Source organism: Acidilutibacter cellobiosedens (assembly GCF_004103715.1).
Lineage (GTDB): Bacteria > Bacillota > Clostridia > Tissierellales > Acidilutibacteraceae > Acidilutibacter > Acidilutibacter cellobiosedens.
In genome coordinates this window covers 1,052,236-1,078,194 of the sequence record NZ_CP035282.1, presented here as the reverse complement: position 1 = coordinate 1,078,194, position 25,959 = coordinate 1,052,236, and the positions used below count along the sequence as shown (strand labels likewise).

Annotated in this window: 25 protein-coding genes; 3 read left to right on the top strand and 22 right to left on the bottom strand. The window is 33.8% G+C overall.

Features of this window, described 5'->3' with window-relative positions:
• Positions 1-62: 62 nt before the first annotated feature.
• From EQM13_RS05145 to gcvPA, 7 genes are all read right to left on the bottom strand, one after another.
• Positions 63-1,472 (bottom strand): YfcC family protein, encoded by a 1,410-nt coding sequence (locus tag EQM13_RS05145; protein ID WP_071140044.1) that lies wholly within the window; start codon positions 1,470-1,472, stop codon positions 63-65.
• A gap of 151 nt (positions 1,473-1,623) precedes the next feature.
• Positions 1,624-2,799 carry a pyridoxal phosphate-dependent aminotransferase gene (locus EQM13_RS05140; protein ID WP_128752133.1) on the bottom strand — a complete coding sequence of 392 codons (1,176 nt, stop codon included), beginning with the start codon at positions 2,797-2,799 and terminating at the stop codon, positions 1,624-1,626.
• Between the two features lie 19 nt (positions 2,800-2,818).
• Positions 2,819-3,784, bottom strand: a complete 966-nt coding sequence (locus tag EQM13_RS05135; RefSeq protein WP_071140042.1) for a C-terminal binding protein — start codon at positions 3,782-3,784, stop codon at positions 2,819-2,821.
• Positions 3,785-3,806: 22 nt separating this feature from the next.
• Positions 3,807-4,550, bottom strand: a complete 744-nt coding sequence (locus EQM13_RS05130) for an SDR family NAD(P)-dependent oxidoreductase (protein WP_071140041.1) — start codon at positions 4,548-4,550, stop codon at positions 3,807-3,809.
• Between the two features lie 53 nt (positions 4,551-4,603).
• A complete protein-coding gene (locus tag EQM13_RS05125) occupies positions 4,604-5,740 on the bottom strand; it encodes an ATP-NAD kinase family protein (RefSeq protein ID WP_071140040.1) in 1,137 nt (378 codons plus the stop codon).
• A 13-nt stretch (positions 5,741-5,753) separates the two neighbouring features.
• Positions 5,754-7,316 carry an aminomethyl-transferring glycine dehydrogenase subunit GcvPB gene (gene gcvPB, locus EQM13_RS05120; protein ID WP_200796101.1) on the bottom strand — a complete coding sequence of 521 codons (1,563 nt, stop codon included), beginning with the start codon at positions 7,314-7,316 and terminating at the stop codon, positions 5,754-5,756.
• A 21-nt stretch (positions 7,317-7,337) separates the two neighbouring features.
• Positions 7,338-8,741: an aminomethyl-transferring glycine dehydrogenase subunit GcvPA gene (gene gcvPA, locus EQM13_RS05115; protein WP_071140038.1), complete on the bottom strand. Its 1,404-nt coding sequence runs from the start codon at positions 8,739-8,741 to the stop codon at positions 7,338-7,340.
• 426 nt (positions 8,742-9,167) lie between these two features.
• Here gcvPA and EQM13_RS05110 point away from each other — a divergent pair, with 426 nt between their 5' ends.
• Positions 9,168-10,865, top strand: a complete 1,698-nt coding sequence (locus tag EQM13_RS05110; protein WP_071140037.1) for a sigma-54 interaction domain-containing protein — start codon at positions 9,168-9,170, stop codon at positions 10,863-10,865.
• A 136-nt stretch (positions 10,866-11,001) separates the two neighbouring features.
• Here the strand turns inward: EQM13_RS05110 and EQM13_RS05105 are convergent, their stop codons facing one another.
• The 7 genes from EQM13_RS05105 to EQM13_RS05085 form a co-directional block, all read right to left on the bottom strand.
• A complete protein-coding gene (locus EQM13_RS05105) occupies positions 11,002-11,544 on the bottom strand; it encodes a GNAT family N-acetyltransferase (RefSeq protein ID WP_071140036.1) in 543 nt (180 codons plus the stop codon).
• A 128-nt stretch (positions 11,545-11,672) separates the two neighbouring features.
• Positions 11,673-12,362, bottom strand: coding sequence for an N-acetylmuramoyl-L-alanine amidase family protein (locus EQM13_RS05100; RefSeq protein ID WP_159429052.1), 690 nt, complete (start codon positions 12,360-12,362; stop codon positions 11,673-11,675).
• 201 nt (positions 12,363-12,563) lie between these two features.
• Complete coding sequence (locus EQM13_RS18185; RefSeq protein ID WP_161567175.1) at positions 12,564-12,710, bottom strand: hypothetical protein; 147 nt, start codon at positions 12,708-12,710, stop codon at positions 12,564-12,566.
• Positions 12,711-12,739: 29 nt separating this feature from the next.
• A complete protein-coding gene (locus EQM13_RS05095; RefSeq protein WP_071140355.1) occupies positions 12,740-13,351 on the bottom strand; it encodes a helix-turn-helix domain-containing protein in 612 nt (203 codons plus the stop codon).
• A 356-nt stretch (positions 13,352-13,707) separates the two neighbouring features.
• Positions 13,708-15,396 (bottom strand): recombinase family protein, encoded by a 1,689-nt coding sequence (locus EQM13_RS05090; RefSeq protein WP_128752132.1) that lies wholly within the window; start codon positions 15,394-15,396, stop codon positions 13,708-13,710.
• A 60-nt stretch (positions 15,397-15,456) separates the two neighbouring features.
• Positions 15,457-15,627, bottom strand: coding sequence for a hypothetical protein (locus EQM13_RS18180; protein ID WP_161567174.1), 171 nt, complete (start codon positions 15,625-15,627; stop codon positions 15,457-15,459).
• Between the two features lie 114 nt (positions 15,628-15,741).
• Positions 15,742-16,098, bottom strand: a complete 357-nt coding sequence (locus EQM13_RS05085) for a type II toxin-antitoxin system PemK/MazF family toxin (protein ID WP_128752131.1) — start codon at positions 16,096-16,098, stop codon at positions 15,742-15,744.
• 282 nt (positions 16,099-16,380) lie between these two features.
• On the opposite strand from EQM13_RS05085, the gene EQM13_RS18080 reads away from it, so the two are divergent.
• Positions 16,381-16,602, top strand: a complete 222-nt coding sequence (locus tag EQM13_RS18080; RefSeq protein WP_150132665.1) for a hypothetical protein — start codon at positions 16,381-16,383, stop codon at positions 16,600-16,602.
• On the opposite strand, the gene EQM13_RS05080 is transcribed toward EQM13_RS18080, so the two are convergent.
• The 6 genes from EQM13_RS05080 to EQM13_RS05055 all read right to left on the bottom strand — a co-directional run bounded on the left by EQM13_RS05080 (position 16,582) and on the right by EQM13_RS05055 (position 21,199).
• Positions 16,582-16,821, bottom strand: a complete 240-nt coding sequence (locus EQM13_RS05080; RefSeq protein WP_128752130.1) for a helix-turn-helix domain-containing protein — start codon at positions 16,819-16,821, stop codon at positions 16,582-16,584. The genes EQM13_RS18080 and EQM13_RS05080 overlap by 21 nt on opposite strands.
• Positions 16,799-17,239 carry an RNA polymerase sigma factor gene (locus EQM13_RS05075; protein ID WP_161567173.1) on the bottom strand — a complete coding sequence of 147 codons (441 nt, stop codon included), beginning with the start codon at positions 17,237-17,239 and terminating at the stop codon, positions 16,799-16,801. The genes EQM13_RS05080 and EQM13_RS05075 overlap by 23 nt, the downstream gene beginning before the upstream one ends.
• Positions 17,240-17,758: 519 nt before the next feature.
• A complete protein-coding gene (locus tag EQM13_RS05070; protein ID WP_128752128.1) occupies positions 17,759-17,947 on the bottom strand; it encodes a cysteine-rich KTR domain-containing protein in 189 nt (62 codons plus the stop codon).
• Positions 17,948-18,462: 515 nt separating this feature from the next.
• On the bottom strand, positions 18,463-20,154 hold the full coding sequence (locus EQM13_RS05065) for a methyl-accepting chemotaxis protein (RefSeq protein WP_128752127.1): 1,692 nt from the start codon (positions 20,152-20,154) through the stop codon (positions 18,463-18,465).
• Positions 20,155-20,174: 20 nt separating this feature from the next.
• Positions 20,175-20,489, bottom strand: a complete 315-nt coding sequence (locus EQM13_RS05060) for a cupin domain-containing protein (protein ID WP_089982003.1) — start codon at positions 20,487-20,489, stop codon at positions 20,175-20,177.
• 80 nt (positions 20,490-20,569) lie between these two features.
• Positions 20,570-21,199 (bottom strand): 4Fe-4S binding protein, encoded by a 630-nt coding sequence (locus EQM13_RS05055; protein WP_128752126.1) that lies wholly within the window; start codon positions 21,197-21,199, stop codon positions 20,570-20,572.
• 92 nt (positions 21,200-21,291) lie between these two features.
• Here EQM13_RS05055 and EQM13_RS05050 point away from each other — a divergent pair, with 92 nt between their 5' ends.
• Positions 21,292-21,963 (top strand): Crp/Fnr family transcriptional regulator, encoded by a 672-nt coding sequence (locus tag EQM13_RS05050; RefSeq protein ID WP_128752125.1) that lies wholly within the window; start codon positions 21,292-21,294, stop codon positions 21,961-21,963.
• Positions 21,964-22,121: 158 nt separating this feature from the next.
• On the opposite strand, the gene EQM13_RS05045 is transcribed toward EQM13_RS05050, so the two are convergent.
• Together EQM13_RS05045 and EQM13_RS05040 are read right to left on the bottom strand one after the other, a co-directional pair.
• Entirely contained in the window at positions 22,122-24,992 is a 2,871-nt protein-coding gene (locus tag EQM13_RS05045; RefSeq protein ID WP_128752124.1) for a hydrophobe/amphiphile efflux-3 (HAE3) family transporter, read from the bottom strand.
• A 19-nt stretch (positions 24,993-25,011) separates the two neighbouring features.
• On the bottom strand, positions 25,012-25,575 hold the full coding sequence (locus tag EQM13_RS05040; protein ID WP_128752123.1) for a TetR/AcrR family transcriptional regulator: 564 nt from the start codon (positions 25,573-25,575) through the stop codon (positions 25,012-25,014).
• Positions 25,576-25,959: the final 384 nt, after the last annotated feature.

Here is a 25,959-nt window from a genome sequence, read left to right as displayed (position 1 = left end):
AATAGATTAAGCTATTCTAACATTTTAATTTTAGCATCTATTTTCTTAATCTTGAATAGTAGTTAAAAAGGTCCTATTTGTAATTTATATGCCAATATAACCATCACAATGTTTGTAAGAGTTATCAACAAAATCGGTTTCCATGCAAATTTAACCCAATCCTGATATCTAACTTTACACAGCCCAAGTGCAGCTAAAAGAGTACCGGATGTGGGCCAAATATATTGTGTAGCGCCCTCTGCGTACTGATATACAACGACTATAAGCTGCCTGCTCATATTTATTATCTGACCAATCGGTTTTAAAATTGGCATAATCAGCATGGCCTTTCCAGTGCCGGATGAAACTAAAAATTCAAAAGCCATAATTGCGAAGAATAGGATTATTAAAATCCCAATTTCTTCTTTTCCTTCAAGTGCCTGAACTAACGTATGGATAGCGGTATCTATGATTTTAGCATTATTCATTAATACTAAAATTGCATTTGAAAATGCCAAAACAAAGGCTGCAGGAAGAATATTTTTTGCACCTTCCATGTAAATTTCGCATGCTTTATTAGGATTGATTTTGAATATAATTACAATAACAAACGTTAGAATCACATATAAAGATGTTATTTCAGCAATCCCCCAACCTAATTTAAGAGGACCATACCCCTGTAATATCACTGCAATAAGCAATCCTATTAATGCAACAGACCTCTGCCAAGTTAAGGGTAATGATTCGGATTCTTTTTGTGTTGACAATTGATTAATATATTCATCAGCAATTACACTTTTTGTGGGGTCTTTTCTAATTCTTTTGCAATACCATAATAAGTATGAAACGGTTACTATATAAAATAATGTCGAAGCCATCAATCTAAACGAAAAACCTGAAAATATCGGTATTCCTAATATTTCCTGTGATATTCCCACAGTAAACATGTTTAATGCACCACCGCTAAAACCTATAGCCTCTCCCAAGATACCTGCTCCCACTGCAGATACTTTATCATATCCAGCTCTAATCATTATACCTGCGGCTATTGGATATAACGGAAGACATCCATCCTGCATTCCTATATTCCCTAAAATTGTAAAAATTAATAAAATTACAGCCGGAAGTAAACTAATATGATTAGAGAACGTATTAACTAATTTTCCTACACCAGCCTCAAATGCACCTGTTGTCTGGAGAAATTCCAACGTACCACAAACCATTATTATTTGAAAAAATATTGACGCTGCATTCATAGCACCGTTATAAATTGCTACCCCGAAACCTAATGGGGAAGTTGGTGTCGGTTTTTCAACTGTATGATAACTATCAGGGTCCACAATTGTATTTTCTGTCACAGGATCAACAGTTCTTACATATTCTCCACTTGGCACGATAAATGACATAATTATTACCAATAACATCATTGACATTAATATTATATATACATGTGGCATTTCAAATCTCTTTTTCTTTATTTTAGTATGTTCCATAATCTCCCTTCTTTCTTGTTTTTAGCTCTAATAAGTTTTATATACTTTTTGCTTAATTCCCTTTTGACGTATTAAATTGTTCCTAAATCCACTAATTACTTAAGCTCATCGTTTATGAACAGAGTAATTGTTTCAAATGCAATATAATAAATTATAATTTTTCTATAGCTTTCTTTATTCTTTTCATACCTTCTTCAATGTTTTCGTAAGAATTTGCATACGCTAGTCTGACAAAATGGCGGCCTTTCTCGCCTTTGAATGCATCTCCGGGAACTAAGGCAACCCCTGCTTCTCTTATAATATAATCACAAAATTCATCTGAACTCATATTTAATTTATCAATACATAAAAAAAAGTAGAATGCTCCTTCAGGCTTGATGTAATCTATTCCATGTATCTGATCTAAATATCTTATAACTAAATCCCGTCTTCTCTTAAATTCTTTAACCATCATTTCAGTCCAAGATTTACCACTCTCATATGCCGCAACAGCGCCATATTGGGCAAAGGTGCTTGGTTGCGTAGTCATGTTCTGGTGAGTCTTGCATAAATACCTTGTTATCTCAGGCCGAGCAATCGTATAACCAACTCTCCAACCGGTCATTGAAAATGCTTTTGAAGTAGTATTTACTATTATAGTTCTTTCTCTCATTCCGGGTATAGTAGCTATGCTTGTCCACTTCTGATCAAAATAGAATTCACTATAAGCATCATCAGATACAACGAATAAGTCATTCTCAATAGCAATTTGAGCTATTTTCTCCAAGTCTTCTCTTGACAATATAGCACCGGTAGGATTATTTGGACTATTAATTAATATCATTTTTGTTTTATTTGTTACTTTTCTTTTCAATTCATTAATATCTAGTGAATAGTTATCTGAAAACTTAAGAGGCACCTCTACAGGTATAACCCCTGCTAAAAAAGCTTCATCAAAGTATGCTGGAAAGCACGGCGTCAAAAATATGATTTCATCTCCAACATCAAGTAATGATATCATAGAATTTATTAATCCTTCTACTGCTCCAACTCCTACAACTATTTCATTATAAGGATTTACTTCAATTCCGATTGTTCTTTTAATATTGTCTGCGATTGCAGCTCTAAGCTCTTCAACTCCTGAAATATCGCTATAATGCATTTGGCCAGCCTTAATTGATTTAATTAAAGCTTGTATTGCAACTTCTGGAGAACCAAAATCAGGCCTTCCAATTTCCAAGTGGATTATCTTTTTACCTTCTTTCTCCATTTTATCGGCTTTGCTTAAAATTTCTCGTATTCCTCCAGTAAATGGAATATTACTCATTCTTTTGGTTGGTAATTTCATCACATGACCTCCTTCATATTTAAAAATGGTTTATTTGATGAAGTGGTTTTTCTGACATAATGATTCTCCTCGCTTCTTCTGCTGCCTTTATTCTTAATTCTTTAAAGGAATCTAAAGAATAGAATCCAATATGTGGAGTAATAAATAGGTTATCTAACTCTAAAAGCTGATTATCTACTTCTGGGGGTTCTATCTCTGTTACATCTAATGCAGCCCCTGCAATCTTTCTATTCTTTAAAGCCTTATACAATGCTATTTCATCAATCAGTTGTCCTCTGGCAGTATTTACTAAATATGCAGATTCCTTCATAGAAGACAATAATTCATCATTAACAAAGTGATAAGTTTCTTTAGTATTTGGCATATGCAAAGAGATAACATCGGATAATTTAAATAATTTATCCATGGAAACAAGTTCTACACCATATTCCTTTGCTATATCAGATGAAACATATGGGTCAGAAGAAATAATATTTCTGAATAAACTCTTGGTTTTCTTAGCAAGAGCTCTTGAAATACCGCCAAATCCTGCTAAGCCCAGAGTCATATTTTGCAATCCCCTTGACAGAGGCAATACTTTCGGACTATCTATATGCCAAATACCATTTTTCACATCTGAGATATAATTCGGAATTCTTTTTACCAAACTGAGAATTAATCCAAGAGCTAAATCCGAGACCTCAGAAGAACAATAATCAGGTACATTACATACAATAATTTTGTTTTCTGTTGCCGATTTTATATCTATGTTATCAGCCCCAACGCCACGTCTGATAATTGCTTTACAATTGCTCAATCTGTTTATTGTATCTCGCTTAATTTCAGGATTAGCTAAGATTAGGACACTAATTTCCTTAAATCTTTTTTCTATTTCTTCTTCTGAATTGAAAAACTCAACAACCGTATCAGTTCCTTTTAAAATTTCCTTCTCTATATCTATTTCATCTTGTTTCATATAACTGAAAATTGCAATTAATGATTTCATGACATGCCTCCTTTTTTAATTATTAAGCTGTTTCTCCGCCATCTAATGGAATATGCTGTCCAGTAATATATTGAGCTTCATCAGATGCCAAAAATACATATAATCCAGCTACCTCCTCAGGCTTTGCGTGCCTTTTCATAGGTATGCCCTCATTTACTTTTTGTAACATTTCTTCTGTATATTCTGCTCTTTGCATTGGAGTCAATACATATCCCGGACAAACAGAATTTACTCGAATATAAGGAGCGTATTCCAAGGCCAAAGTTCTTCCAAGCAATATAACACCGGCTTTGGAAGCATTATAATCTGCATAGAAAGGATGTCCTTCCATTCCATTCGTTGAAGCTGTGAAAAGTATTACTCCTGATTTTTGATCCGCCATTCTCTTCAATGCTTCCTTTGCACATAAGTACATCCCGCCCAAGTTTATATCCAACACTCTTTTCCATTGTTCATAAGTTGTATCTTTAAATAAATTTCTTATGCTAATTCCCGCATTGGAAACAAGAACATCAATACCTCCTATAAGTTCATCAGATCCTAAAAAACCATTTCTTACACTTTCTTCATTTGAAACATCTACCTCTTCCCCTCCGATTAGTTCCGGGTTACTTAAAAGAACTTCTTTTAAAGCAATTTTGTTTACATCAAAAATTACAACTTTTGCTCCCTCTTGCGCAAACCGTTTAGCGGTAGCAAAACCTATACCGCTTGCCCCTCCTGTTACAATTACTCTTTTGCCTTTTAAATCTTCGTATTTAGCCATACTCATCCTCCTGTTCATTAAATAAATAATATTATGCAAAATATTTTGAAATTTTAGAGCAAAGTCTTACCATCCTCACCTCCTGAAACTTTATATATAAGATCATTCCCATAACCAACTTTAATCCTGTAATAGCCCTCTAAGTATTTATCGACTGCAGGGTCACCTGTATATACAAAAAGCGGATTTCCTCTTAACTCGATAATCTTGCTATTTGATGATATAATTATTATATTTTCTTTTTTAATTCTAGATATTACTCGAGAGCTGATCTGCTGATTGCCCCTCCCCAGCAGATATCCCTGACCGCCTGTTGGCGCAATAACCAGTTTACAAACACGTTCTAAATCAATGTCTAAAATATCGCTTTCATTGCAATCCAGTTTCACTATTTTTCTATCTCTAATTATATCTACTCCGAGAAGGCTGTTGGGTAAGTTCAATTCCTCCATTATTGCTCTCGTTGTAGTCCCCGGTCCTATAACATAATAAACACCTTCCAGCATATTATCTATAATATCAAGGGCAATCGCTTTCTGGCTTTCTTCATCTCCTAAAGGAGTCGGAGATTTTTTATTCTGCAGCAGTCTCTTTTTATACGGAACCTTCAAATATCCGAACAGACGCGTTACCACCCTATTATTTCTGAATTCTTTTTCGTCAATATCAATGACCTCTTCATCTTTCAAGCATAAATTACCGTTTTTTAAATACATAAGAGCCAAATCACCCGCTAATTCCGGAGTGTTGGCATAAACAGGAGAATGGATTTTCACCCCTGTGGGAATTCCTAAAGCAGGAATTCTAATTTCCACGGCCTTATAAATATCTCTTGCAGTACCGTCACCACCTGCGAAGAGTATCAATTCAACGCCTAATTTCTCAAAAATCCTTGCGGCATTTATAGTATCACGGTAATTTGTAAAATTTCCGGTCTTGTACACAATCTTATAGTTAAATCCCAAAGATTTACATTGAATTTCTCCCATATCATTTGATGAAGTCAGTATCAGTAAATCATCTTTCAACGGAATTAACTTTTCTAATGCTTTCAAGGCTTTGCATGGAGCCTCCCTAACAGCTCCAAGTTTAACAGCCTTATTTAAAGTAATCGCTCCGTCTGTTCCTTTCAGCCCTACCTTTCCACCCATACCGGATATCGGATTTATAATTAAGCCAATAGTTTTCATATTACATACCTGGCTAATCAGTCTTAGTTTTTCTTAGATATACTCTCCACGTCGGACACCACTCATCAGGATCATCGAGGCTCGATTCATCAACCTGATGAATTGTACTATTGTTTGGAGCACTATGAATTATCTCGGGATTATTATAGGCTTCATCCAATATGTGATGTATTGTCTCTATATACTCGTCCAAATCTTCCTTAGACGGAGATTCTGTTGGTTCCAGTGTTATAGGTTCGGGAATATAAAAGGGATGATGGCTTGACCAAATATGCGTTCCGAAGTCCATTACTCTTCTTGTAATATCTTCAATACCTATTCCGGTATCCTTAGTTATCTGTTCCATTGAATATCTGGCTTGCTCGATTCTTTGAATATTTACATCATATGGAACTGTAAGGCCTTTATACTTCAATAACTTTTTAATTAAATAAACATTATTCAAAACTGCAATCTTTGCAACCTCATACAATCCTTCAGCGCCCATGCTCATAATCCAAGAATATGCTTTTAACACTACCTGGGGTGTTCCAATAAAAGACTTAACTTTTCCAATGCTGTTTTTAATATTATAGTTTAAATAATATTTCTTCCCGTCAAAATCAACCAACGGTTTCGGCAAAAGATCTTTCAATTCCTTAATGACTCCGACAGCACCTGAACCGGGCCCTCCGCAGCCATGAGGAGTTCCAAAAGATTTGTGAAGGTTAAAATAACACATTTGAAAACCTGCTTCTTTAGCTCTCGCCACTCCAAACAAACCATTTGCATTAGCTTGATCATAGCAATTCAGACCACCGGCTTTAGTAACTAAATCAGTAAATTCCTTTATCCTTGGGTTAAATATTCCGGTATCTTCCGGATTGGCTGCGACAAATGCAGCCGTTCTATTGTTCACCGCAGCCTTAAATGCCTCATAATCAGGATGACCCTTCTCATCCGTCATAATCTTAATAATCTTATAACCTTTTAACGCAGGAGCCGCCGCGTCTGACGGATGAGAATATATAGTCGTTATGATTTCATCCCTTTGCTCCTCTTCACCGCGTAACCTATGATACATCCTGACTATTGAAGCCATAGTCATAGTAGCTTGAGAACCTCCTCCCGGCTGAAAACTGAAATAATCCATACCGGAAATCTCTCTCATCATTAAATCGGTTTTATACATGATTTCCAATATCCCCTGGACAGTACTCTCATCCTGTAGGGGGTGCAATTCAGTCATCTTTTCGGAATCGGCAATTTTGTTATTTATTGTCGGATTATATTTAACAGTACATGTGCCTTGTCCGATTTCAATATTTATATCACCTCCCAAAGTTTCCTGTGAAAGCCTCAAATAATGCATGAGAACTCTCTTTTGATTTATCTCAGGCAAATTAGGCAGTTTCTTTCTTCTCACAGATTGGGGAAGTTTAGATATCCCATCTCCTACCTGTCTTTCAATGGCTTCCTCGGTTTGAGGAACTATTATCCCCCTTTCGCCTTTATGCCCTAGCTCATTTATAATTGGTTCATTCCACCTGGCCTGATGGAAATCTCTGATTTTAGAATTTCTAATAATTCGCTTCATCATATCATCCCTTTCTGCTGTCTATCCTCTGACTATTTTTTTTATTTCATTGACTAAGGTATCAATATCCTCTTTTAAATGAACCTCTGTTACGCAATATAGCGCCGCTTGTCCTAATTCAGGGAATTCTTCAGAAAGATCTTTTCCACCGAATATGCCTTTTGCTAATAATTTTTCATTTATTTCTTTAACGGTCTTATTCGTATCATTGAAATCAACTACAAATTCCTTAAAGCTTACATTACTGAATTTAGAACCTTTTACACCTTCTATCTTAGTTAATTCTTCTATGGCATATTGAGATTTCTGCATAATATTTTTCCCTAAATCAAACATTCCATGGGGACCCATTAATGAAAGATAAACCCCTGCAGTAATACCGTATAATGCTGTTTGAGTACCTACATACTCCTTTCCTTTTTCTCTTAAATTTCCAAAGGAAGTCCTTTCATATGCTATATCCCCAAATCCGTATTCTCCTTCTTTTATAGTTGGCGCGATGCCAAATAATCTGGAAGGAAACTCAAGTACAAATTTCTTTTCATCTCTTGTAGCAATAAATCCAGATTGCCCTCCCCCATAATTCATATGCATTCCTAAAGGCTGTAAATCTCCACAAATTATATCTGCTCCATATGCTGACGGAGTCTCCATTACACCTAAGCTGCTTGGATCAACTCCTACAACTGAAAGTGCTCCGGCATCGCGGGCAACCTTGGAAATTTCATTTCCTTGTTCTTCAATGAACCCTAAATATGAAGGATTTTCAAAGTAAACTGCGGCAGTTTCATCAGATATCTTATTTTTTAAATCATTCATATTAATCATTCCGGTTTTTGTATCATAGTCAACTAAAATAATATTTACTCCGGGATCACAATAATTCTTAATTATATCCAGCTTATCCCTGCTAATAGTTCGGACTACTAAAGCATCTTCCCTGGAAGTTATTCTTGATGACATTCTCAACGCAGTTGCCGCAGCCTGCGCCCAGTCAAAAGTAGGAACATTCACCACATCCATATCTACAAGCTCGGCAACCAATGACTCATATTCAAACAAGGCTTGAAACCTTCCATGGTCATTATAAGGTTCTCCGGCATATCCCGAAAGGAATTCTGCTCTATTAGCTATCTCATCGCAAATAGCCGGAACATAATGCTGCCAGCAGCCTGCCCCTAAAAAATTTATATATTCATTGGAAGATATATTTTTTCGTAACAGTTTCTCAACTTCTCTTTTCAATTCATATTCTGAAGTATATGGTTCAGGTAAGTTTAATTTTCTTTTAAACCTTAATTCTTCAGGAATCTCACTATGTAAATCCTCTAAATTTTTTAAACCTATTTCCCTTAACATCTTCTTTTGTACATCCTCATCTGAGTTAGGAATATACGGATGATTTCTAAATCCATGATTTGTCATACTTGGTACCTCCTATTAAAATTTATGCAATTCCTTCACTTTCAACAACAAGTGCGGCGCCTGCTATTCATAATGCTAAATCATTATATAAGCAATTTTTACACTTCCTCCCTTCACAGTACAATGTGTATCAGCTTTATCACCACTTTTTAGTTCCCCGGGCTTCCAGTCCGATTCCTGAAACATATTCAGATATAACTGTCATTTTACCTGTCAAAGATAATTTATCTTTGACTATAATATTACGTCGCATTTTTTATACCAATATTTTAGTTTATACTTTTTTTATTAAAAATTTTTATATGCTATATTCCAATGTTTTTTGAAAATTTTTAATTTTCTTTTCCGGTAATGTGATAAAATAATCATATATAATTGCCATTTAAGTCAAATTAATTGTCATATTTGTCAAATAGGAGGGATATCATGATTTTAAAAGACATCAGGCCGAGCCTGGATAATATCGTTTCAACAATGTCAAATCTAACAAATTTAGAATATGCAATTTTTGATGCCGATTCACATTTAATTACGAGTACAAGGACCTATCTTAAAAGGAAAGGCCGAACTGTTCATTCGGCTTCTATTGAAGAGGTTTTGACTCAAGGCAACATTGTAGTTAATAAGCCCGGCCATATGAAATCATGTATTGGATGCAGATTTGTGAATAATTGTCCTTCTACTATTGAAATATTATCTTGTATAAAAATAAATAGCATTCCAATAGGTGTAGTCAGTATGACTTCTTTTTCTCAAGAAAGACATGTCACGATAGAAAAGAACATCAGTAATTATGTGGAAATTATAGACTACATTTCTAATTTAATATCTATGTTCGCTTCAAATGAATCTTCAAAAAAAGATTCTCAAATATTACATAATGCCATAGATGAATTAATTACAAATGAATATGAATATTTTTTGCTAATAGACGCAAATGGGATGTTGATTTATTGTAATAAAGGAACTAATGAACTGCTTCCATATTGTGATCTATTTGCTCAATCTATATATCAAATATTACCAAAAGATGTTTCGGATTGGATTTTATCCGTTAAAAAGCCTATAAAAAGATATTTTAGTCTCAACACATTTAACGGATTAATATACGTATCACCATTAACATCTTATGATGAGGTAATCGGCTACTCTTTAAAATTCGAAAAAGATAAGGTATTATCTGTATCTACAAATTTTAATTATCTTGAAAAAATAATATCAAATGATAATATTATTAATGAAATTAAAAGAAAGATTATAAAATTGTCTACCTCATCATCATCGGTCCTTATAACCGGAAAAACCGGCACCGGTAAAGAAATGATTGCCGAGGCCATCCATTATACAAGCAATCGGAAAGATAATCCATTTATACCAATAAATTGTGCAAATATCCCAGATTCTTTATTCGAATCAGAGTTATTTGGATATGAGGAAGGAGCTTTTACGGGAGCTAAAAAAGGCGGTAAACAGGGAATATTTGAACTGGCCAATAGCGGAACAATATTTCTTGACGAAATCGGAGAATTGCCCCTATATCTGCAGGCAAAACTACTTAGAGTCCTTCAAAACCATACAATACAAAGACTTGGAAGTATAACACCTATACCTATTGACATCAGAGTTATTGCTGCAACTAACAGAGATTTAGAAGAAATGATTGAAGAAAATAAATTTCGTGAAGACCTATTTTATCGCTTAAACGTGATTCAAATACACTTACCTCCTCTAATCAAAAGAATAGGTGATATAGAGTTATTATCAAATCATTTTATAAATGTATATAATAAGAGACTTAATAAAAAAATTAGCTCTTTATCGGATGAGGCTTTAGAAACATTAAAATCATATAGCTGGCCGGGAAACATTAGAGAACTGGAAAATTGTATTGAATATGCCTTAAATATGGAGGAAACAAAAATAATACAGGTTAGTAGTCTGCCTACTAGAATTACACACTATGTTAATTCTAACTCAAATATAAAAGATAGGGTTTCAGAAACCGAGTATCAATTAATAATAAATGCCTTAGATAAGAATGGATGGGATGTCAAAGGGAAAGAAAAAGCTGCAAAGGAGCTTGGTTTAAGTCTAAGAACTCTTTATAGAAAATTAAAAATGTAGTTACGCATTATTTATATACAAAAAAATCTCCTGTAAATATTAGCAACAGGAAAGAGAATTTGTTTTCACAAAAACACAGATTATTTTATACTACTCCTAAATATAATAAAATTTTATGCACTTAACTAAATAAAGTTTAGTTATTATCTGATATTATAGCAAATATCTGATGATCTTGCCATTGGCCATTAATTTTTACACCTTTTTGTTCTATACCTTCTCTATGAAAACCTGCCTTTTCTAATACTCGCATTGAACCTATATTGCTTAACATTACGCCTGCCTCAACACGATGTAGGTGTAATTCATTAAACGCAAATTCTACTACCAAAGAGACCGCTTCCGTGGTATATCCATTACCATTATATTGTTTATCCAATGAATAACCAATCAAACATTTCTGGAGTGAACCTCGAAATATATGAAAAATGGATATATCACCTACCAATTTTCCGTTATCTTTTAAGCATATACCAAAAGAATAGGCTTTATCTTCTTCTCTCTGCTTTACTGAATCACTGATATATTTACGTGTTGAATCAATTGTGTAAAAGTCATCGTCAAAAGTTGGCGAATACTTCTGAAAAAACTCACTGTTCCTTAAATGTAAATCAAGTAAAGCTTCTGCATCTGTATCTTCAAAAAAGCGAATAAAAATTTTATCACCCGTCAGGCTCATATTAATTTTACCTCCTATATATAAATACAATATAAATTTTTGTTACATAATAAATTATAATTTTGAATCAAATTAATGTAATCATAGCATATCCTGTACATAATAACAATTACCATCTTAATAAAGCTCTACTTCCTCATTTCACTACCAGTATTCAGACTAAGATACTCTTCCAATCCATCTATTATTGAATCCACTATCTTATTTTGATAATCCTCTGTTAGCAAAAGTTTTTCTTCGTTTTTATTAGATAAAAATCCACACTCAATTATTATTGCCGGCATTTTTGTCTGATTCAGTACAATTAAATTTTTTCTTTCTATTATTCCCTTATCCTTAGCTCCGGTTCCATTAACCATTGAATTCATCATAATTTGTGCCAATTCATTATTGTTTAAATCCCCAATTGTACTTTCTCTATTTGGATAATAAAGTACCTGAACCCCATCTACAGAACTATTATTTTCCATAGAATTGCAATGAATACTAATAAATACCCTAGCCCTCTTTTTATTTGCTGTCTTCGCTCTTAACAGATTGTCCACATATTCATCACTATCTCTGGTTAAAATAACTTTATAGCCATTTGACTTTAATTTTTTCTTTAGCTTTTTAGAAATCTCTAAATTGACTTCTTTTTCATAATTACCGCTAAACCCGATAGTTCCCGGATCTTTACCTCCATGCCCGGGATCAACTACTATTACTCTCTTCGAAGATTTAAAATTTCTATCTATAAAGGGAATGCCCTTTATAATAATCAATATAACTAAACCCAGTAAAATGGTCAAAAATACTACTCTCTTTTTCCTAAACAACATTCGTCCCCCCACCTATGAACACTGCATAAACTACTTTTATATAATTTTTTTCTTATACTATTACATATATTTGAAATAAAAATATATATTATTAAAATATAAACTAAAATAAATAGATAGTTTAAATCTAATAATATATCTATTGGTTTAAATATCTCAGACAGTTAGATATTATATAGATTACAGATAATATTAATACTATCCTGAATTTCTTATATACTGCGATAATAAGGGAACTAAAGACATGATAATTCCGGTACTGCTTATAACTCTTGCTTGTCTTGGCACACAATCATCCCCATACAAATATATCATAAACATATCACATTCCTTAAAACTTATCAAACAAAAAGAACCGTCCCCTTTGCTTCAATTTATGCTTTTTCATCAATGGATAGCATCACTATCATGGAAAGCATCAGGTACACACTCACTACCATAATTTCAAAAATAATGGTCGAATAGGGGTGAGGGTAAAAATGCATTGCTAAAGTTACCAGAAACCTTGTAGGGAAATATAATCCAAGCCATACAGATATTTTATAGAAACTCTTTCTGAAAATAGCAGATGTTTCATTCCCGTTTTTTTGATATGCATATTCAAAACCACCGACCAACGCCACAAATGGTATGATACTTAAAACAACAAAGAAAACATTTTGTAGGATGATAGTAGCCATAATTTGCATCAGCAAAACCATGACCTCAAGCGTAATCAAATATATCATTATTTGCTTTAGGTTATTTTCTTTCGTCTCCTTGAGTTTTGGCAAGTCATTATCACTTTTAAAATCATCATTCAACAAATAGTCGGTGGTAACATTAAAAAGTTTGCTGAGTTGTAAAATATTTGATGCATCAGGTGTGGCAGACCCATTTTCCCAACGAGAGATTGCTTGACGAGATATATTCAGTTTTTCGGCCAAATCCTCTTGAGACATACCATGTTGTTTCCTTAAAATTATAATCTTATCTGATAATTTCACAATAAAATCCTCCTTTGTTTTGGTAATTTTATTGTAGTTAAAATCATGCTAAAATACTACCACATAAGCTTTACAATACCGCAACTAGACTTTACATTGCTTAATTTTGCGGTTTTTTCATATCAAAGGAAGAGTCAAATTCCTATTTGTCTAATAGCTTATAAATCATTCATGTTTCACTACTCTACTTTTCTGTAATATATAATATAATTCATCCACCGATTTATCAACTAAAATTTTCATTTTTCCTATGTCATCTATATTTTACCCTATTTTTAAGGGTCAAAAAACGGTGTTTTTACTCCGATTTTTGACCCAATTTTTGTCCTCAAACCACTATATGTTGTGGTTGAACCCTACCTTTTCTCCTTATCGCCACAATGCGTCATCATTATTATACTCTCAACGTGCGTATCTTTATCCCACAAAAGTTCCTGCACTTCTTCTCCGTCTTTAAAGACAGGAAAGTTAAAGAAAATCGACTTTAATGGTACTTCTGTTTCATCACGAGGATATATCTGAATTTCTTTAATCAAGGACGATACAAGAGCTTTCCGTTCTTCATCATTAATTCTATCGTACATTTTTTCAAAGTTAATCATCAATCTGTAAACATTGTCTAATGTGATAGCGTTCATTTCCACAGAACGTCGCTTTAGCTTTGCATCTTCAATTTTTTCTTCTAATTCCACCATTATATCATACAGCCCATCTAATCGAATAGTCATATCATGCAGCTTTCTCTCCCTATAACGGGTATCTTCAGGTAAGGTATCAATTTCATTCTCCAAACGTGCTTTGTTCAAGTCAACCTCTCTGAGCTTGCTTTCGTAATTCTTAATCTCCCTATCAATTGTTGTTGTATCAATTTGAGTGCCTATTCTTGATTTAACTTCCTTAGCAAAGGTTTTATTGCTAACCAATTCTTTAATTGAGGCAATAACAAGCGGCTCAATTTCTGTTTTTTTAAGCATTGCTTTATAAGTACAGCTTTTTCCTCTGACCATTCTATTACGACTACATACATAATAATATACTTCTTTGTATGTACCATCTTTATTTGTCCATGCGTGTTTATTGGTATACATCGGACCACCGCAAACTGGGCATCTCAAAAGCCCTGTGAGTAAATGTGACCGATCCTTGCCCACTTTTGATGGCTGCTTTATTCCAGTTTCTATTCTTTTTTCACGAACCTTGTTCCATAATTCCTCGCTGATGATAGCCTCATGCTTACCATCCGCAACAATATACTCTTCTTGCCACGCTTGCCGGTATTGATTTTTTGTACCCTTCACTTTTTCCCTTGCCCGTCTGCCAAAAGCAATTTTTCCATAGTAAACAGGGTTGTCTAAAATCTGCCTAACCAAATGACCACTCCATTCGCTAAGTTTCCCATTCTGCCTTTGAATTTTCTTAATACCTTGTAGGTTAAGATATTGGGCAACACCGCCGTAACCCATTTCCGTATTAGCAAACTTATCATATATTATGCGGATAACCTCCGCTTCTTCTTCCTGAATGAATAAATTTTTATCTTTTAAATAATAACCATAAGGAGCAAAACCACCATTCCAGCCACCTTGTCTTGCTTTTTCCTTACGACCATTCATTGTCTGCTCAATAATATTTTCTCTTTCAATCTCGGCAACCGCTGAAAGCACCGATATGAGGAGTTTTCCACTTGCCTGTGATGAATCTATTCCTTCTTCAATACAGATAAGATTTATCCCATAGGATTGTATAAACTCTAAAGAATTTAGAATATCTGCTGCATTTCTCCCGAAACGGGATAGCTTATACACCAGTATGTAATCTATTTGTAAGCCATTTTCTATATCTGATAACATCTTTTTAAAGGCAGGTCTGCCCTCAATGGATTTTCCGGATTTACCTGCATCTTCATAGATGTCTACTACTATCATTTCTTCTCTATCTGCAAAGCGTTTTAAGCTACTTCTCTGACCATCTAAGCTAAATCCATCAACCTGCATTTCTGTGCTGACACGAGGATATAAAACACATTTCATGCCACTTCTGTTCATAAATAAAACCTCCTTTTCTGATTAAACAAATGGAAAATATCCTATGTAACGTGCTGTGAATTACACAGCACAATCTATTTCTTCTAAAATCTCAGCTCCATACTTTTCTACTACACTCACTATGGTATTTATGAAAGTGTTATATGCTTTTGACCCAGAGGAGCAAGCTGTTCCTTTTGGAATAAATTCTTTTTCCGTTAAATGTTCTGATTCGTGCTTGATATTTTCCATCTGTAAACACCTCCGTGATTACATGCCTCCATTATAAATAGGTTTTAAATTTATGTGAAATGTATCGATTTTCTATTTCAACTCAACATCTTTAGAAAAGCAAAAAAGACATAATTATAGGCTCTCCAATCCTACACTGATTGAGAGAGCCTTATTGATACAAGAAATTTCTTCCTCGCTTATTCTTCCTATATATTTTTTCAACCGTCTTTTATCTATTGTAGTAATCTGCTCTAACAATGCCATTGATGGAATGGATAATGCAGAATGAGAACTTAGTTGGCAATGAGTGGGCAGTCTTGCTTTGTGATGAATTTGTCCTGTGATTACTGCTACAATAACCGTTGGACTAAATTTATTTCCTATATTATTTTGGATAATCAGAACTGGTCGGTATCCTCTTTGTTCAGCTCCAATTCCATTGTTTAGATTGGCACAGAAAATATCTCCACGCATAATGCAGTCATTCATATACTCCATCTCCTTTCAAATCAGGTGCAATAACTGTATTAGCAAATGTATATAATTTTTAGTAAAATCGGACGGCTGTTGGCACAGCTCCACGGGAATTTCACCCTCTCGACGTTCTGCCGAAACCCTACCCATTGCCTGCGACGCTTTCAACGCTCGGACTGTGGCTATAAGGGAGTATCATTGTCCCATTTATATGTCATCGCCTACAAACTGCCATATTTGTTTTACGGTCTGATATTATTCGCTCACTCTAAACAGAGGTCATGGCGTATCAACCGCATGGCTCTATATAAATGGAATGTATCCGATTTGCATTATACTGCAAAGCCGTTATCTGACCTGCTTTCTTTGTCAAGGAACATCAGCCTAAGTTATCAGGCAATAAAAGCTCACTTCATCAATGAACTTTTATTGAATGGCAACGAAACCATAAACTGGAGGTACAGAAAGGGGAGCGTACTTCCCATATGGATTTATCCGTTAAGCCGCATTAAAAGTTAAGATTTTTGTAATCAGCTTAGTTTCCAGCCTGCGGCGTAATGCCTCATCTACACACAGATGGGGATTGCCGCTTTCATCGTAAAATGTCCTCATAGACAATGCTGCTATGTACCCTTCATAATGTTTCAGAACAGCATTGATAGCATCCACATCGCCACCAGAGGCTAATACAATAACAGGGTAGGAAAGCAGATGATTATTTCTTGTCTTGTCGCTCATAGGTATCTCCCTCCATAAAATTTTTTAGCTGTTGCAACGTGCTTGTTCTTTGGTACTGGACAGTTGAACGCAGCATATTCAGCTTGTCCCCAATTTCTCGGTCAGACAACTCAAGGAAATAGGAAAGCAAGATAATATCACGCTTGCGTTCCGGCAAACTTTGTAATGCCCCTGCAATAACATCATCTGTAACAATGACATCAAGACCTAAAACATTGAAAATCTGCTCGGTAACGAAGTATCTATCCTCTGTATAAAGCTCATCCATTTCCTTTGCAGACAAATCGGAAAAGGATACTTCTCGATTACGCTGGCTTTTCAGCTCATCGTAATAATCCCTTGCCTCATGTTTTAGTATCTTTTTGCAAAAGCTGTCAAAGGCGTGTCGCTTGCTTTGCTCATGGCTGTTAGGTTTCACATTCTCACCCCCTTTCGGGCGGTGACCCCGCTGTTCCCCTTTCGCCACTATTACGGTGAGAATTACAAAACTGCCAAACTTTTCAGAAATTTTTTGAATAAAGTTTAAAAAAGACACAAAAATGCCCGACTGAAAATATAGCCGGGCATAAGATGGCCTAATAAATTGCATATAATGATGTGTGTGTTCATATTGATGGCAGTAATATGCTATTATAGAATATAGATTTTTTTTAATAAGTTAAAATTAGGTGAAACAAGATAATGAGAAATAGACACGACGATACCTCCCTTGATTCCGCCGTGTCCTGTCCTTAAAAAAGGGTAACTTTAATACACCTTATAAAAACATATTTTCAACAAAAACACGGTAGCTTTGAATAATATTTCAAAACCGCCGCTGAACGAATATCTACAACTATCTCTAAAACAACAGTTTTGTATCCTTTGTAAAATTTCAACAAACATATAACAAAATCACTACAAAAAGAAAGAGCCAACAACCCTTATTAATCACGGGTTATCGGCTCTGCGTCTTAGCGTCTGGCTCTTTGATAACTTTTACTTTAAATTGCTGTACATTTACTGTCCTTTCCTGCTTGCATTTAGGGCAATAAAGTGGAAAATTAATTAAGATTGTATTAGACCTTACTTTTGTTCGAGTTTTATTACCACAAACAGGGCATCCTATCCATTTTTCATCACTCATATTATTTTATCACCTACCTCTGTACTTCGACTTAGACCTGCGTCCTGTGTGGTGTTAGAAAATTACCGATAAGGATTTGCAATCTCTCACCTTGCTTCATGCTTAAAATAGAAACGTATCATATAGGGGAGAATAAATAACCGAACAATTTCTATAATTACTGACCTCATATATTTTATCGTATGTCAATAGAATACATACAAAAATATAATCATACGATCTTTTCTACTTCTACAAATTCCGTTTCTTTCAATTGGACATGCTTCTCAAGAGAACAGAACGGGAAACTTTGGAACCTTCTATTCTCTGAAACATATCTACCGTATTTTTGTGCTAAGTACAGATGGAAACATATCCATGGCGCTTGTTTTATATGTAACTTCACTATTAATGTGAATAATCAATAATCCTAATGGTTTCTCCTACTTTCTTTTCAATTGCTATTCGCCACACTGTCAGCCAAGAAGATCCCTTAGTTGATAGCCTGTACATTAATTTTAATTCTCCTAAAAAGCCTAAATTTTAAATTGTTCCATAGTCTCCATCATATTTTTTGATAACTCGCTTAATTCTTGCGTTGCCGCTGCAACCTCCTCAGAGGATGCACTTAATTCTTGGGAGGATGCCGCGATCTCTTCTGAAGAAGCTGAAACTTCCTCTGATACGGAAGCTGTTTCTTCAACACTTTGAATAATATTTACTTTTTCTATATTGATATCATTCATATGATTGTTTATGGCATTGATTCTTGTAATTATCTCTTCTACATTATCGATAATATCCTTAAAAGATTTTATAGAGTTATTAATTACCTTATCCTGTTCGATTAATTTTCCATTCATATTTTCTGATGTTTTTACTACCAAATTGCTTTTAATAGTCACATTATCAAGTAGACTACTTATATTAGAAGCTGAATTTTTAGATTGTTCGGCAAGTTTTCGGATTTCATCTGCTACAACGGCAAAGCCTTTTCCCGTTTCACCTGCTCTAGCCGCTTCAATTGCAGCATTTAAAGCAAGTAGATTAGTCTGTTCTGCAATACTATTGATAAGATTTGTAACTTCACCAATTTGTGATAAATAAACACCTAAATCTTTTATCTCTTGATTCATTACCGTAAATGAATCATCCAACTCCTTCATCCCATCTTCAAGCGTTACTAAATCATGATTGCTGTTTTGGGCTTTTGAGTTGATTATTTCTATTTTTGAATTTATTTCACCAATGCCTTTTACGGTATCATCAATTTTCAGACCAAAAGTGTTCATAATTTCATTAATCTTAGCCATTTCATTCGACTGAGAATTCATTCCTTTTGCAACTTCTTGTATTGCTGATGATACTTCCTCTGAAGATGCAGCCATTTGATCCGATGCAGCTGATAGATTGATACTTCCATCCATTACTGCTTCACATAACTGCTTTGACTTACTAAGCATCTCTACCATATTATTCCTAACATGATCAATTGATTTTGAAATTGTTTGAATTTCATCCTTTGAATTTACATTAACAGATACTGTTAAATCCCCTTGTGACATTTTATTTAAGCCAATGACTACTTCATTCACACTTGCAGTAATTTTTTTTGTTAATATAATGCTCAATATAACGGACAATGCTATAATAGCTACGATAATTTTAACTGCGGTTTTTAACATTGTTGTTTGTATGTAAGCGAAAGTAGCAACATCTTTATCAGCACCTACAATTGCGATTACTTTTCCAGAGGAATCTTTTATTGGTGCATAAGCAGAAATAAATGTGCCATCCTCATCTGATACTGGATTCTCTGTAAATGATACCTCACCGTTAAATGCTTTATTCATTGCATCTTCTAATTCATATTCTTCTCCAAAAGGAGATGCATTTTCTAACGATGCATCAACCACCATGTACGCCTTATTATCTTCTCCCTTTATCATTGTATAAAGGTACTTAATATCTTTGTCACTTTTAAATATCATCATAGATTCTTGTAGATTCTTATATTCAATGCTATCCATAGATTTATTAAGAATTACTTTTTGCAATTCGTCCTCAGAAATGGAATTAACCGAGTCTTTAACGATGTCTACAGCCTCCGTTTGAAGATTAGAAAATATAGACTTAAAAACATAAATATTGGTTACCCCTAAGATAACCATTGATAAAAGTGATATTATCATTACTATCTTTAAAATCTTAATGCTTAATTTACTCATTTCGTGCCTCGCTTTACGTTTTATATTTTAGGAGCCGGCGCTTTTACAACAATCAATTCCAACGTGTCATCATTCAAGTTTTTAACGTTCATTTTTGTTTTTACAGGAATCTTTAGTAAAGTACCCTTTGAATATTCATGAATATCCTGATCGTTAAGACCGATAGAAAGTGTACCTCTTACTACTGTCATATAAACATTAGAATTTGAAAAATGCTCTGGCAATCCTTCTCCTTTGTTAAAAACCATGTGTAGATAATGAAGGTTCTCATCATAAATAACCTTTTCTACTGCTTTTTCGTTGCCAGTTGATATTTTATATACTTGCTCAATCATTTTATCATTCTCCTTATATTTAATATCATAACTTAGATTAAAAAGATTAATACTTAACTTAGCCACTACACAAAAACAACTTATACTTGTTTTGAGTAGTGAATGGCATTCTTCGGACATACTTGTTGACAATTAGTACATTGCAAACATAGTGAAGTTTCAATTTTAGCCTTTTTATCTATTGATTTAACCTCTATTGCTTCGGAAGGACAAACCTTCTCACAAAGCTTGCATCCAATACAACTTTCTTTATTTACCTTTTCTGAAAACTTAGCAAATCTTCCAAAGACTTTCTGAATTGCTCCAAATGGGCATATTAGATTGTGAAATACAGCTGGCTTGTATCTGAGTGTTATGAGTATTGAAACAACCAACCAAATAAGCAAAATAGGAATATTTTTATGTAATACTTTTTTTGCAAGTAGCATGACTGCAATGCTTCCTATCAATGCAAACCATGCAAATTTTCCCGAGCGAAGCCATTTGGGAGACTTATCCGTCTGTAACTTCAGCTTTTTTGAAAGCCATTCTGTCGGAATCATCAACGTATTCATCGGACAGACATAACCACAATATACTCTACCAAACAGCAATGCTACTATGAGACTTACCGCAAATAAAGCAAGCCAAAGCATCATTTTTCCATTCAGTACTAAAAATAAAAACAGTGCTAAGAACAATATTCGTATTGCTGATATAATATACTTCATATGACACCTCCATCATTTTATTGATTTTTTAATATTATAACGCTATAATATTAAAAAGGGCGTTACCTTGGTAACACATAAGGAGATTATATATGACTCAGAATATTAATTTAATCAGAAGTACAGCATTAATAAAATCTTTATCAGATGAGGATATACTTACTAACCTTAATAGTGGAAAGTTTAAGGTTACTTCTTATAAGAAAAGTAGCGTTGTCCATTTTGATGGGGAATTATGTAATAAATTAGAAATAGTCTTATTTGGCAAGGTTGTTGTAGATCGTATTGACGAATCTGGAAATCTGCTTACAATCTCAGAGTTTTACAAAGATGATATTTTAGGCGGAAATCTACTGTTTTCAAAAAATCCTTATTATCCTATGACCGTATTAACACAATTGCCCACGGATATTTTAGAAATTGATAGGGAAGTGCTGTTTGAATTGATCTGTAATAATCCTATATTTTTACGAACATACTTAGAACTTATTTCTGACCGTACATTCATTCTCGGAGATAAGATAAAACATTATATCAATAGAACAATACGTGAAAGCATTATGAATTATCTTAATTACGAAAGTAAAAAACAAAATTCTAATCACATCAAACTAAATATAACCAAAAAGGCACTTGCTGAAAAAATCGGGGTTCAACGTACATCTTTATCTCGAGAGTTAGCAAAAATGAGAAAAGATGGGCTGATTCAATTTGACTCAGATACAATTACTCTATTGAAATATAAAAAGGCCGCCAATCAATAGCAATACCTAAAAATAAGTAATAAAAAAGAGCCATACGCAAAACCTCAATTGGCTTCATGTATGGCTCAGCTATAAAAACTTTTTTTCATTTTGTAAGCCATTTTCCAATAGCTAATTTATAGAATGTATAGAAGGCTCTATTGCCAAGTTAATCATTCCTAAATTTCATGAATAATTTCTTGTGAAGCATTTTCAGCTTCCTCCTTTTCTTTTTTACTTAAAAGGAATCGATCACAAATTGAAAGGATTGGTGGTAGTATAATAAATGTACTTAGTAATGCTAATGATATATTGATTACTGTCATCAATCCAAAATCTTTTAGAATTACAAATTCAGATAGCATTAATACTGAGAATCCGCCTACTGTAGTAAGACCTGATGCCACGATAGCCTTGCCTATCATAATAGTAGAATGAATTATCGCATCTGATTTATCTTTTCCTATTTTACGCTCCTCAATATATCTTTCCATTAACATAACTGTCATTTCTGTACCCATACCTAGAACTAAAGCACCAAGGGTTGTAGTAATCGGAGTGTAATCTACTCCTAGAAGATACATAATTCCACTTGACATTCCTACAATCAAGATTACTGGTATGATTGGGACTAAAGCTTTTATAAAATTTCTATACACAATTAAAAGAGCTACGAACACAAGTACTAATCCTATAATAGTCATTAAAACTCTTCCAGAAGTCAATCCATTTACCATTTCTACATCAAGTACACTTTTACCTGTTACTTCTACATTCATAGGAGCATCTTTTAAATCTGCTTTTAATTCAGAAACGAAATCTTGTAATCTTTCCGTATCCAAATGTTCGATATTTAATAGTATTACTGACTCATTTTGTTCGCTATTCAAAAACATATTAACTTGTTGCCCTGGTAAGTCATCAATAAATTCTGCATATTCATCGGCACTTATATCTTCACCTAAATTGCTTACTAACGTATCTATGGATTTTATATCTACCACAACGTCCGTATACTTTTCTTGAATATGTCTTGTTATCTGTTGTATCCAGTTTATATTATTTTTTTCCAATATATTATCGTCACTGATATAGATTGCCATCTGGTCTGTAGATCCTACGGCATCTCTGACTGTATGGATGTCTTGTAGTGCATTCATATCTTGTGGCATGAAGGATTCAATATCTGTCTGGACACCTACTTTATTATCGAGATAAAATCCGAAACCTGCTGCAATAATAGCTATAAGTAATACTGGCACTGAGAATTTTACTACAGTTTTTGTAGATCCTTTTAGTATTTTATTTAAGAAAGTGTCTTTTTCTTCTACTTCTTTTACATCTAATTTTACATTGTCTTTATTCTGTAGTCCGAATAGATCTCTCAAGTGTAATATTGGCGTTAATAAGAATATACTTCCGATAAAGCTTATGATTACACCAATAGTCAACATTTTACCAAAATCTTGAATCATTGGTACAGGTGATGCATAAAGAGATACAAACCCCAAAACTGTTGCTAATACAGCAATTGCTACCGCTGTACCTATATTCCTTAATGTTGTTTTTACTGATTTTTCCTCTTCATATCGATTATGAAACTGTATGGAATAGTCAATTCCTAACCCAATTAATATAGGGAACACGGCCATAGACACCATAGTAACAGGAACAGTTATATGACCCATTAGACCTAAGGTAGCAATTACTGACACTAAGATAATACCCAAACTTAGCATTCTCCATTTTACTTTAAATACAATAAATAAAACAATGAGCATGATAACAACTGCTAGACCTACCATAATTACCATATTTGTTTTCATTTCATTTTTTAATGCTGTATCAAGTACAGGTTTACCAGAGACTACATAAGATAGTGTTTCAAATTCTTCCTCTTCTAAGGCCGCAGCAATATTTTCAGATACTTGCTTCTTATACTCGTCATCTAAATTGCCCTGAAGTTTCACTACCATTAAACTATTTTTATCATCTAAGACAACATTAGAAAATACACTTCTTAAATTGCCATCTTCATCATATAAAATATTATCTAATTCTACCTGGTCTGTTGGGATGTCTGCTACCATCATTTCGCTTTTAGCATAAAATGTACTTAAACCTTCTGAAATATTTAAAAGGTTATCTCCCATGGTAATAAAACCGTTTGCCATTTCCTTCATTTCATCTGGACGAATGCTATTGCTGTTGGCAAATGTATCTTTCATTGAAGAAGTTTCATTCGATAGCTTACTACTTACATTATTCAGCGCATTGGCTGTATTGTCTGCACCTGTTTTTATATTCGATGTCTTTTCAGCCATAGTACTGATACCCTGAGAGCTTTTATAGATATTCCCTGATATCGTACTTAATTTAATTTTTAATTCTTGGTTTTCTCCAATCATATTGCTTAATTGAGTTAATTGACCAGATACCTCCTCTAGCCCACTGGCGATTGAATATAGACCACCTTGTAATTCCTTTGCACCATTAGCCATATTCTTCTGACCATTGATAAGTTTATTAAAAGCATCGGTTGAACTAGAAAGATTCTCTAACTTATTTTCTATTTCAGCTGTATCCATCAGTTCTTTAGCACTCAATTCCGATCCGATATCTTTCATCTTGGTTCCCATTTCTTCTAATCCATCGCTTAAAGTAAGTACTTGCTCTTTTATCTTAGTACCCTGTGTTTCCGTCATTTGATGTACAATACTAGCCGGGCTCATAAATGAGAAAATATTCTCGTCATATTGGAACCGTTTTTCAACATTCCACATTCTTCTAATGTTTTCAACAGATAGTAAATTGCCTTCTGTTTTATCTGTAAAAAGAACTAGAATAGATTCCCCACCAAATGTATTCTCCATCTTTTGATTCGATATATATACTGGATTATCATCTTGAACCAATGTTTCATTACCGGTTGCCATTTCTATTTTTGTTGCGCCAAATATTAACATAGAAAATAGCAGAATTGAAATAAGTAATACTTTGAACGGATATCTTTCAATTATACTGCCTAACCAATTAAATACTTTATTCATGGAAATGTACCTAACCTTTCTAATTTTTTATTTCATCTAATAGAATTGATGTCACCTTGCTCACGTATTTTTTTATACTTGTTTCATTGTCCTCTGGCATATACAAAAAAGATAGTATGGAACCCATTAATAATCTTAACGTAAAGTCTTCATTATCAAGCTTTATCCCAGTTTGACTTAACATACTTTTCATTAATTGAATTGTCTTCTCAATGAAACTTTCACTACCTAATTCTTTTAGCAATGCAGCCTCCTTTAAAATTAGCTTAATGACCTCGCGATGCATAGAAATATAACTTATTCTTTCAATTAACATATATTCTACTTTTTCTGCCATGCTATAACTTTTAGAAGTATCCAATGCCTTCTTTAGAGAACCAAACAAGATGGGCTCAATCCCTTCTAAAAAGATTTCCTTCTTAGACGAAAAGTAACGAAACAATGTTACTTCAGATATACCTGCAGCTTTAGCAATTTCCAATGTCGTACTATTACTAAACCCCTTCGCTATAAAAACATCCATAGCAGCATCCAATATTTGAACTCTTCGTTCTTCTTTACTCAATCTTTTGTCTGCGTCCAATTGCACATCCTCCTTTCATTATGTAAGTACTTACTTACTTACATTACAATATTTTATTTTAACTGTCAAGTAATTCTTCTATAAATTTTTTAACTTTATTCCATTTAAAAATAACGGATATCTCGTGTCCGCTTTTTCAAAAATATTTTGAACTTTTATAATGGGTCTGCACATGTTCCTGTAAAAAAACAAAGGATGCATAGGATGCCCTGCTTTTATGTTTCGCTTTGCTGGACTATATGAGTTATAATTACTCATAAAATGGCTTACCCTTTGAAGTAAGCCATTTATTTTTTTATTCAGATTAAAAGAATTCTGGATCGTTGCATGTAAATCGAAAAATTCAAGCTATATAAATAGTTTAGGAATTATGGGAATACTAAT

What these genes read in the sequence shown, in the direction of transcription:
- EQM13_RS05070 (WP_128752128.1), bottom strand. Translation starts at nt 17,947, where the DNA reads ATGAGTGATGAAAAATGGATAGGATGCCCTGTTTGTGGTAATAAAACT.
- EQM13_RS05085 (WP_128752131.1), bottom strand. Translation starts at nt 16,098, where the DNA reads ATGAATGACTGCATTATGCGTGGAGATATTTTCTGTGCCAATCTAAAC.
- EQM13_RS05080 (WP_128752130.1), bottom strand. Translation starts at nt 16,821, where the DNA reads ATGAGCGACAAGACAAGAAATAATCATCTGCTTTCCTACCCTGTTATT.
- gcvPA (WP_071140038.1), bottom strand. Translation starts at nt 8,741, where the DNA reads ATGACAAATCATGGATTTAGAAATCATCCGTATATTCCTAACTCAGAT.
- EQM13_RS05090 (WP_128752132.1), bottom strand. Translation starts at nt 15,396, where the DNA reads ATGAACAGAAGTGGCATGAAATGTGTTTTATATCCTCGTGTCAGCACA.
- EQM13_RS05145 (WP_071140044.1), bottom strand. Translation starts at nt 1,472, where the DNA reads ATGGAACATACTAAAATAAAGAAAAAGAGATTTGAAATGCCACATGTA.
- EQM13_RS05130 (WP_071140041.1), bottom strand. Translation starts at nt 4,550, where the DNA reads ATGGCTAAATACGAAGATTTAAAAGGCAAAAGAGTAATTGTAACAGGA.
- EQM13_RS05045 (WP_128752124.1), bottom strand. Translation starts at nt 24,992, where the DNA reads ATGAATAAAGTATTTAATTGGTTAGGCAGTATAATTGAAAGATATCCG.
- EQM13_RS18180 (WP_161567174.1), bottom strand. Translation starts at nt 15,627, where the DNA reads ATGGAAAATATCAAGCACGAATCAGAACATTTAACGGAAAAAGAATTT.
- EQM13_RS05055 (WP_128752126.1), bottom strand. Translation starts at nt 21,199, where the DNA reads ATGAAGTATATTATATCAGCAATACGAATATTGTTCTTAGCACTGTTT.
- EQM13_RS05065 (WP_128752127.1), bottom strand. Translation starts at nt 20,154, where the DNA reads ATGAGTAAATTAAGCATTAAGATTTTAAAGATAGTAATGATAATATCA.
- EQM13_RS18080 (WP_150132665.1), top strand. Translation starts at nt 16,381, where the DNA reads ATGGCTCTATATAAATGGAATGTATCCGATTTGCATTATACTGCAAAG.
- EQM13_RS05110 (WP_071140037.1), top strand. Translation starts at nt 9,168, where the DNA reads ATGATTTTAAAAGACATCAGGCCGAGCCTGGATAATATCGTTTCAACA.
- EQM13_RS05125 (WP_071140040.1), bottom strand. Translation starts at nt 5,740, where the DNA reads ATGAAAACTATTGGCTTAATTATAAATCCGATATCCGGTATGGGTGGA.
- EQM13_RS05135 (WP_071140042.1), bottom strand. Translation starts at nt 3,784, where the DNA reads ATGAAATCATTAATTGCAATTTTCAGTTATATGAAACAAGATGAAATA.
- gcvPB (WP_200796101.1), bottom strand. Translation starts at nt 7,316, where the DNA reads ATGAAGCGAATTATTAGAAATTCTAAAATCAGAGATTTCCATCAGGCC.
- EQM13_RS05105 (WP_071140036.1), bottom strand. Translation starts at nt 11,544, where the DNA reads ATGAGCCTGACGGGTGATAAAATTTTTATTCGCTTTTTTGAAGATACA.
- EQM13_RS05050 (WP_128752125.1), top strand. Translation starts at nt 21,292, where the DNA reads ATGACTCAGAATATTAATTTAATCAGAAGTACAGCATTAATAAAATCT.
- EQM13_RS05140 (WP_128752133.1), bottom strand. Translation starts at nt 2,799, where the DNA reads ATGAAATTACCAACCAAAAGAATGAGTAATATTCCATTTACTGGAGGA.
- EQM13_RS05060 (WP_089982003.1), bottom strand. Translation starts at nt 20,489, where the DNA reads ATGATTGAGCAAGTATATAAAATATCAACTGGCAACGAAAAAGCAGTA.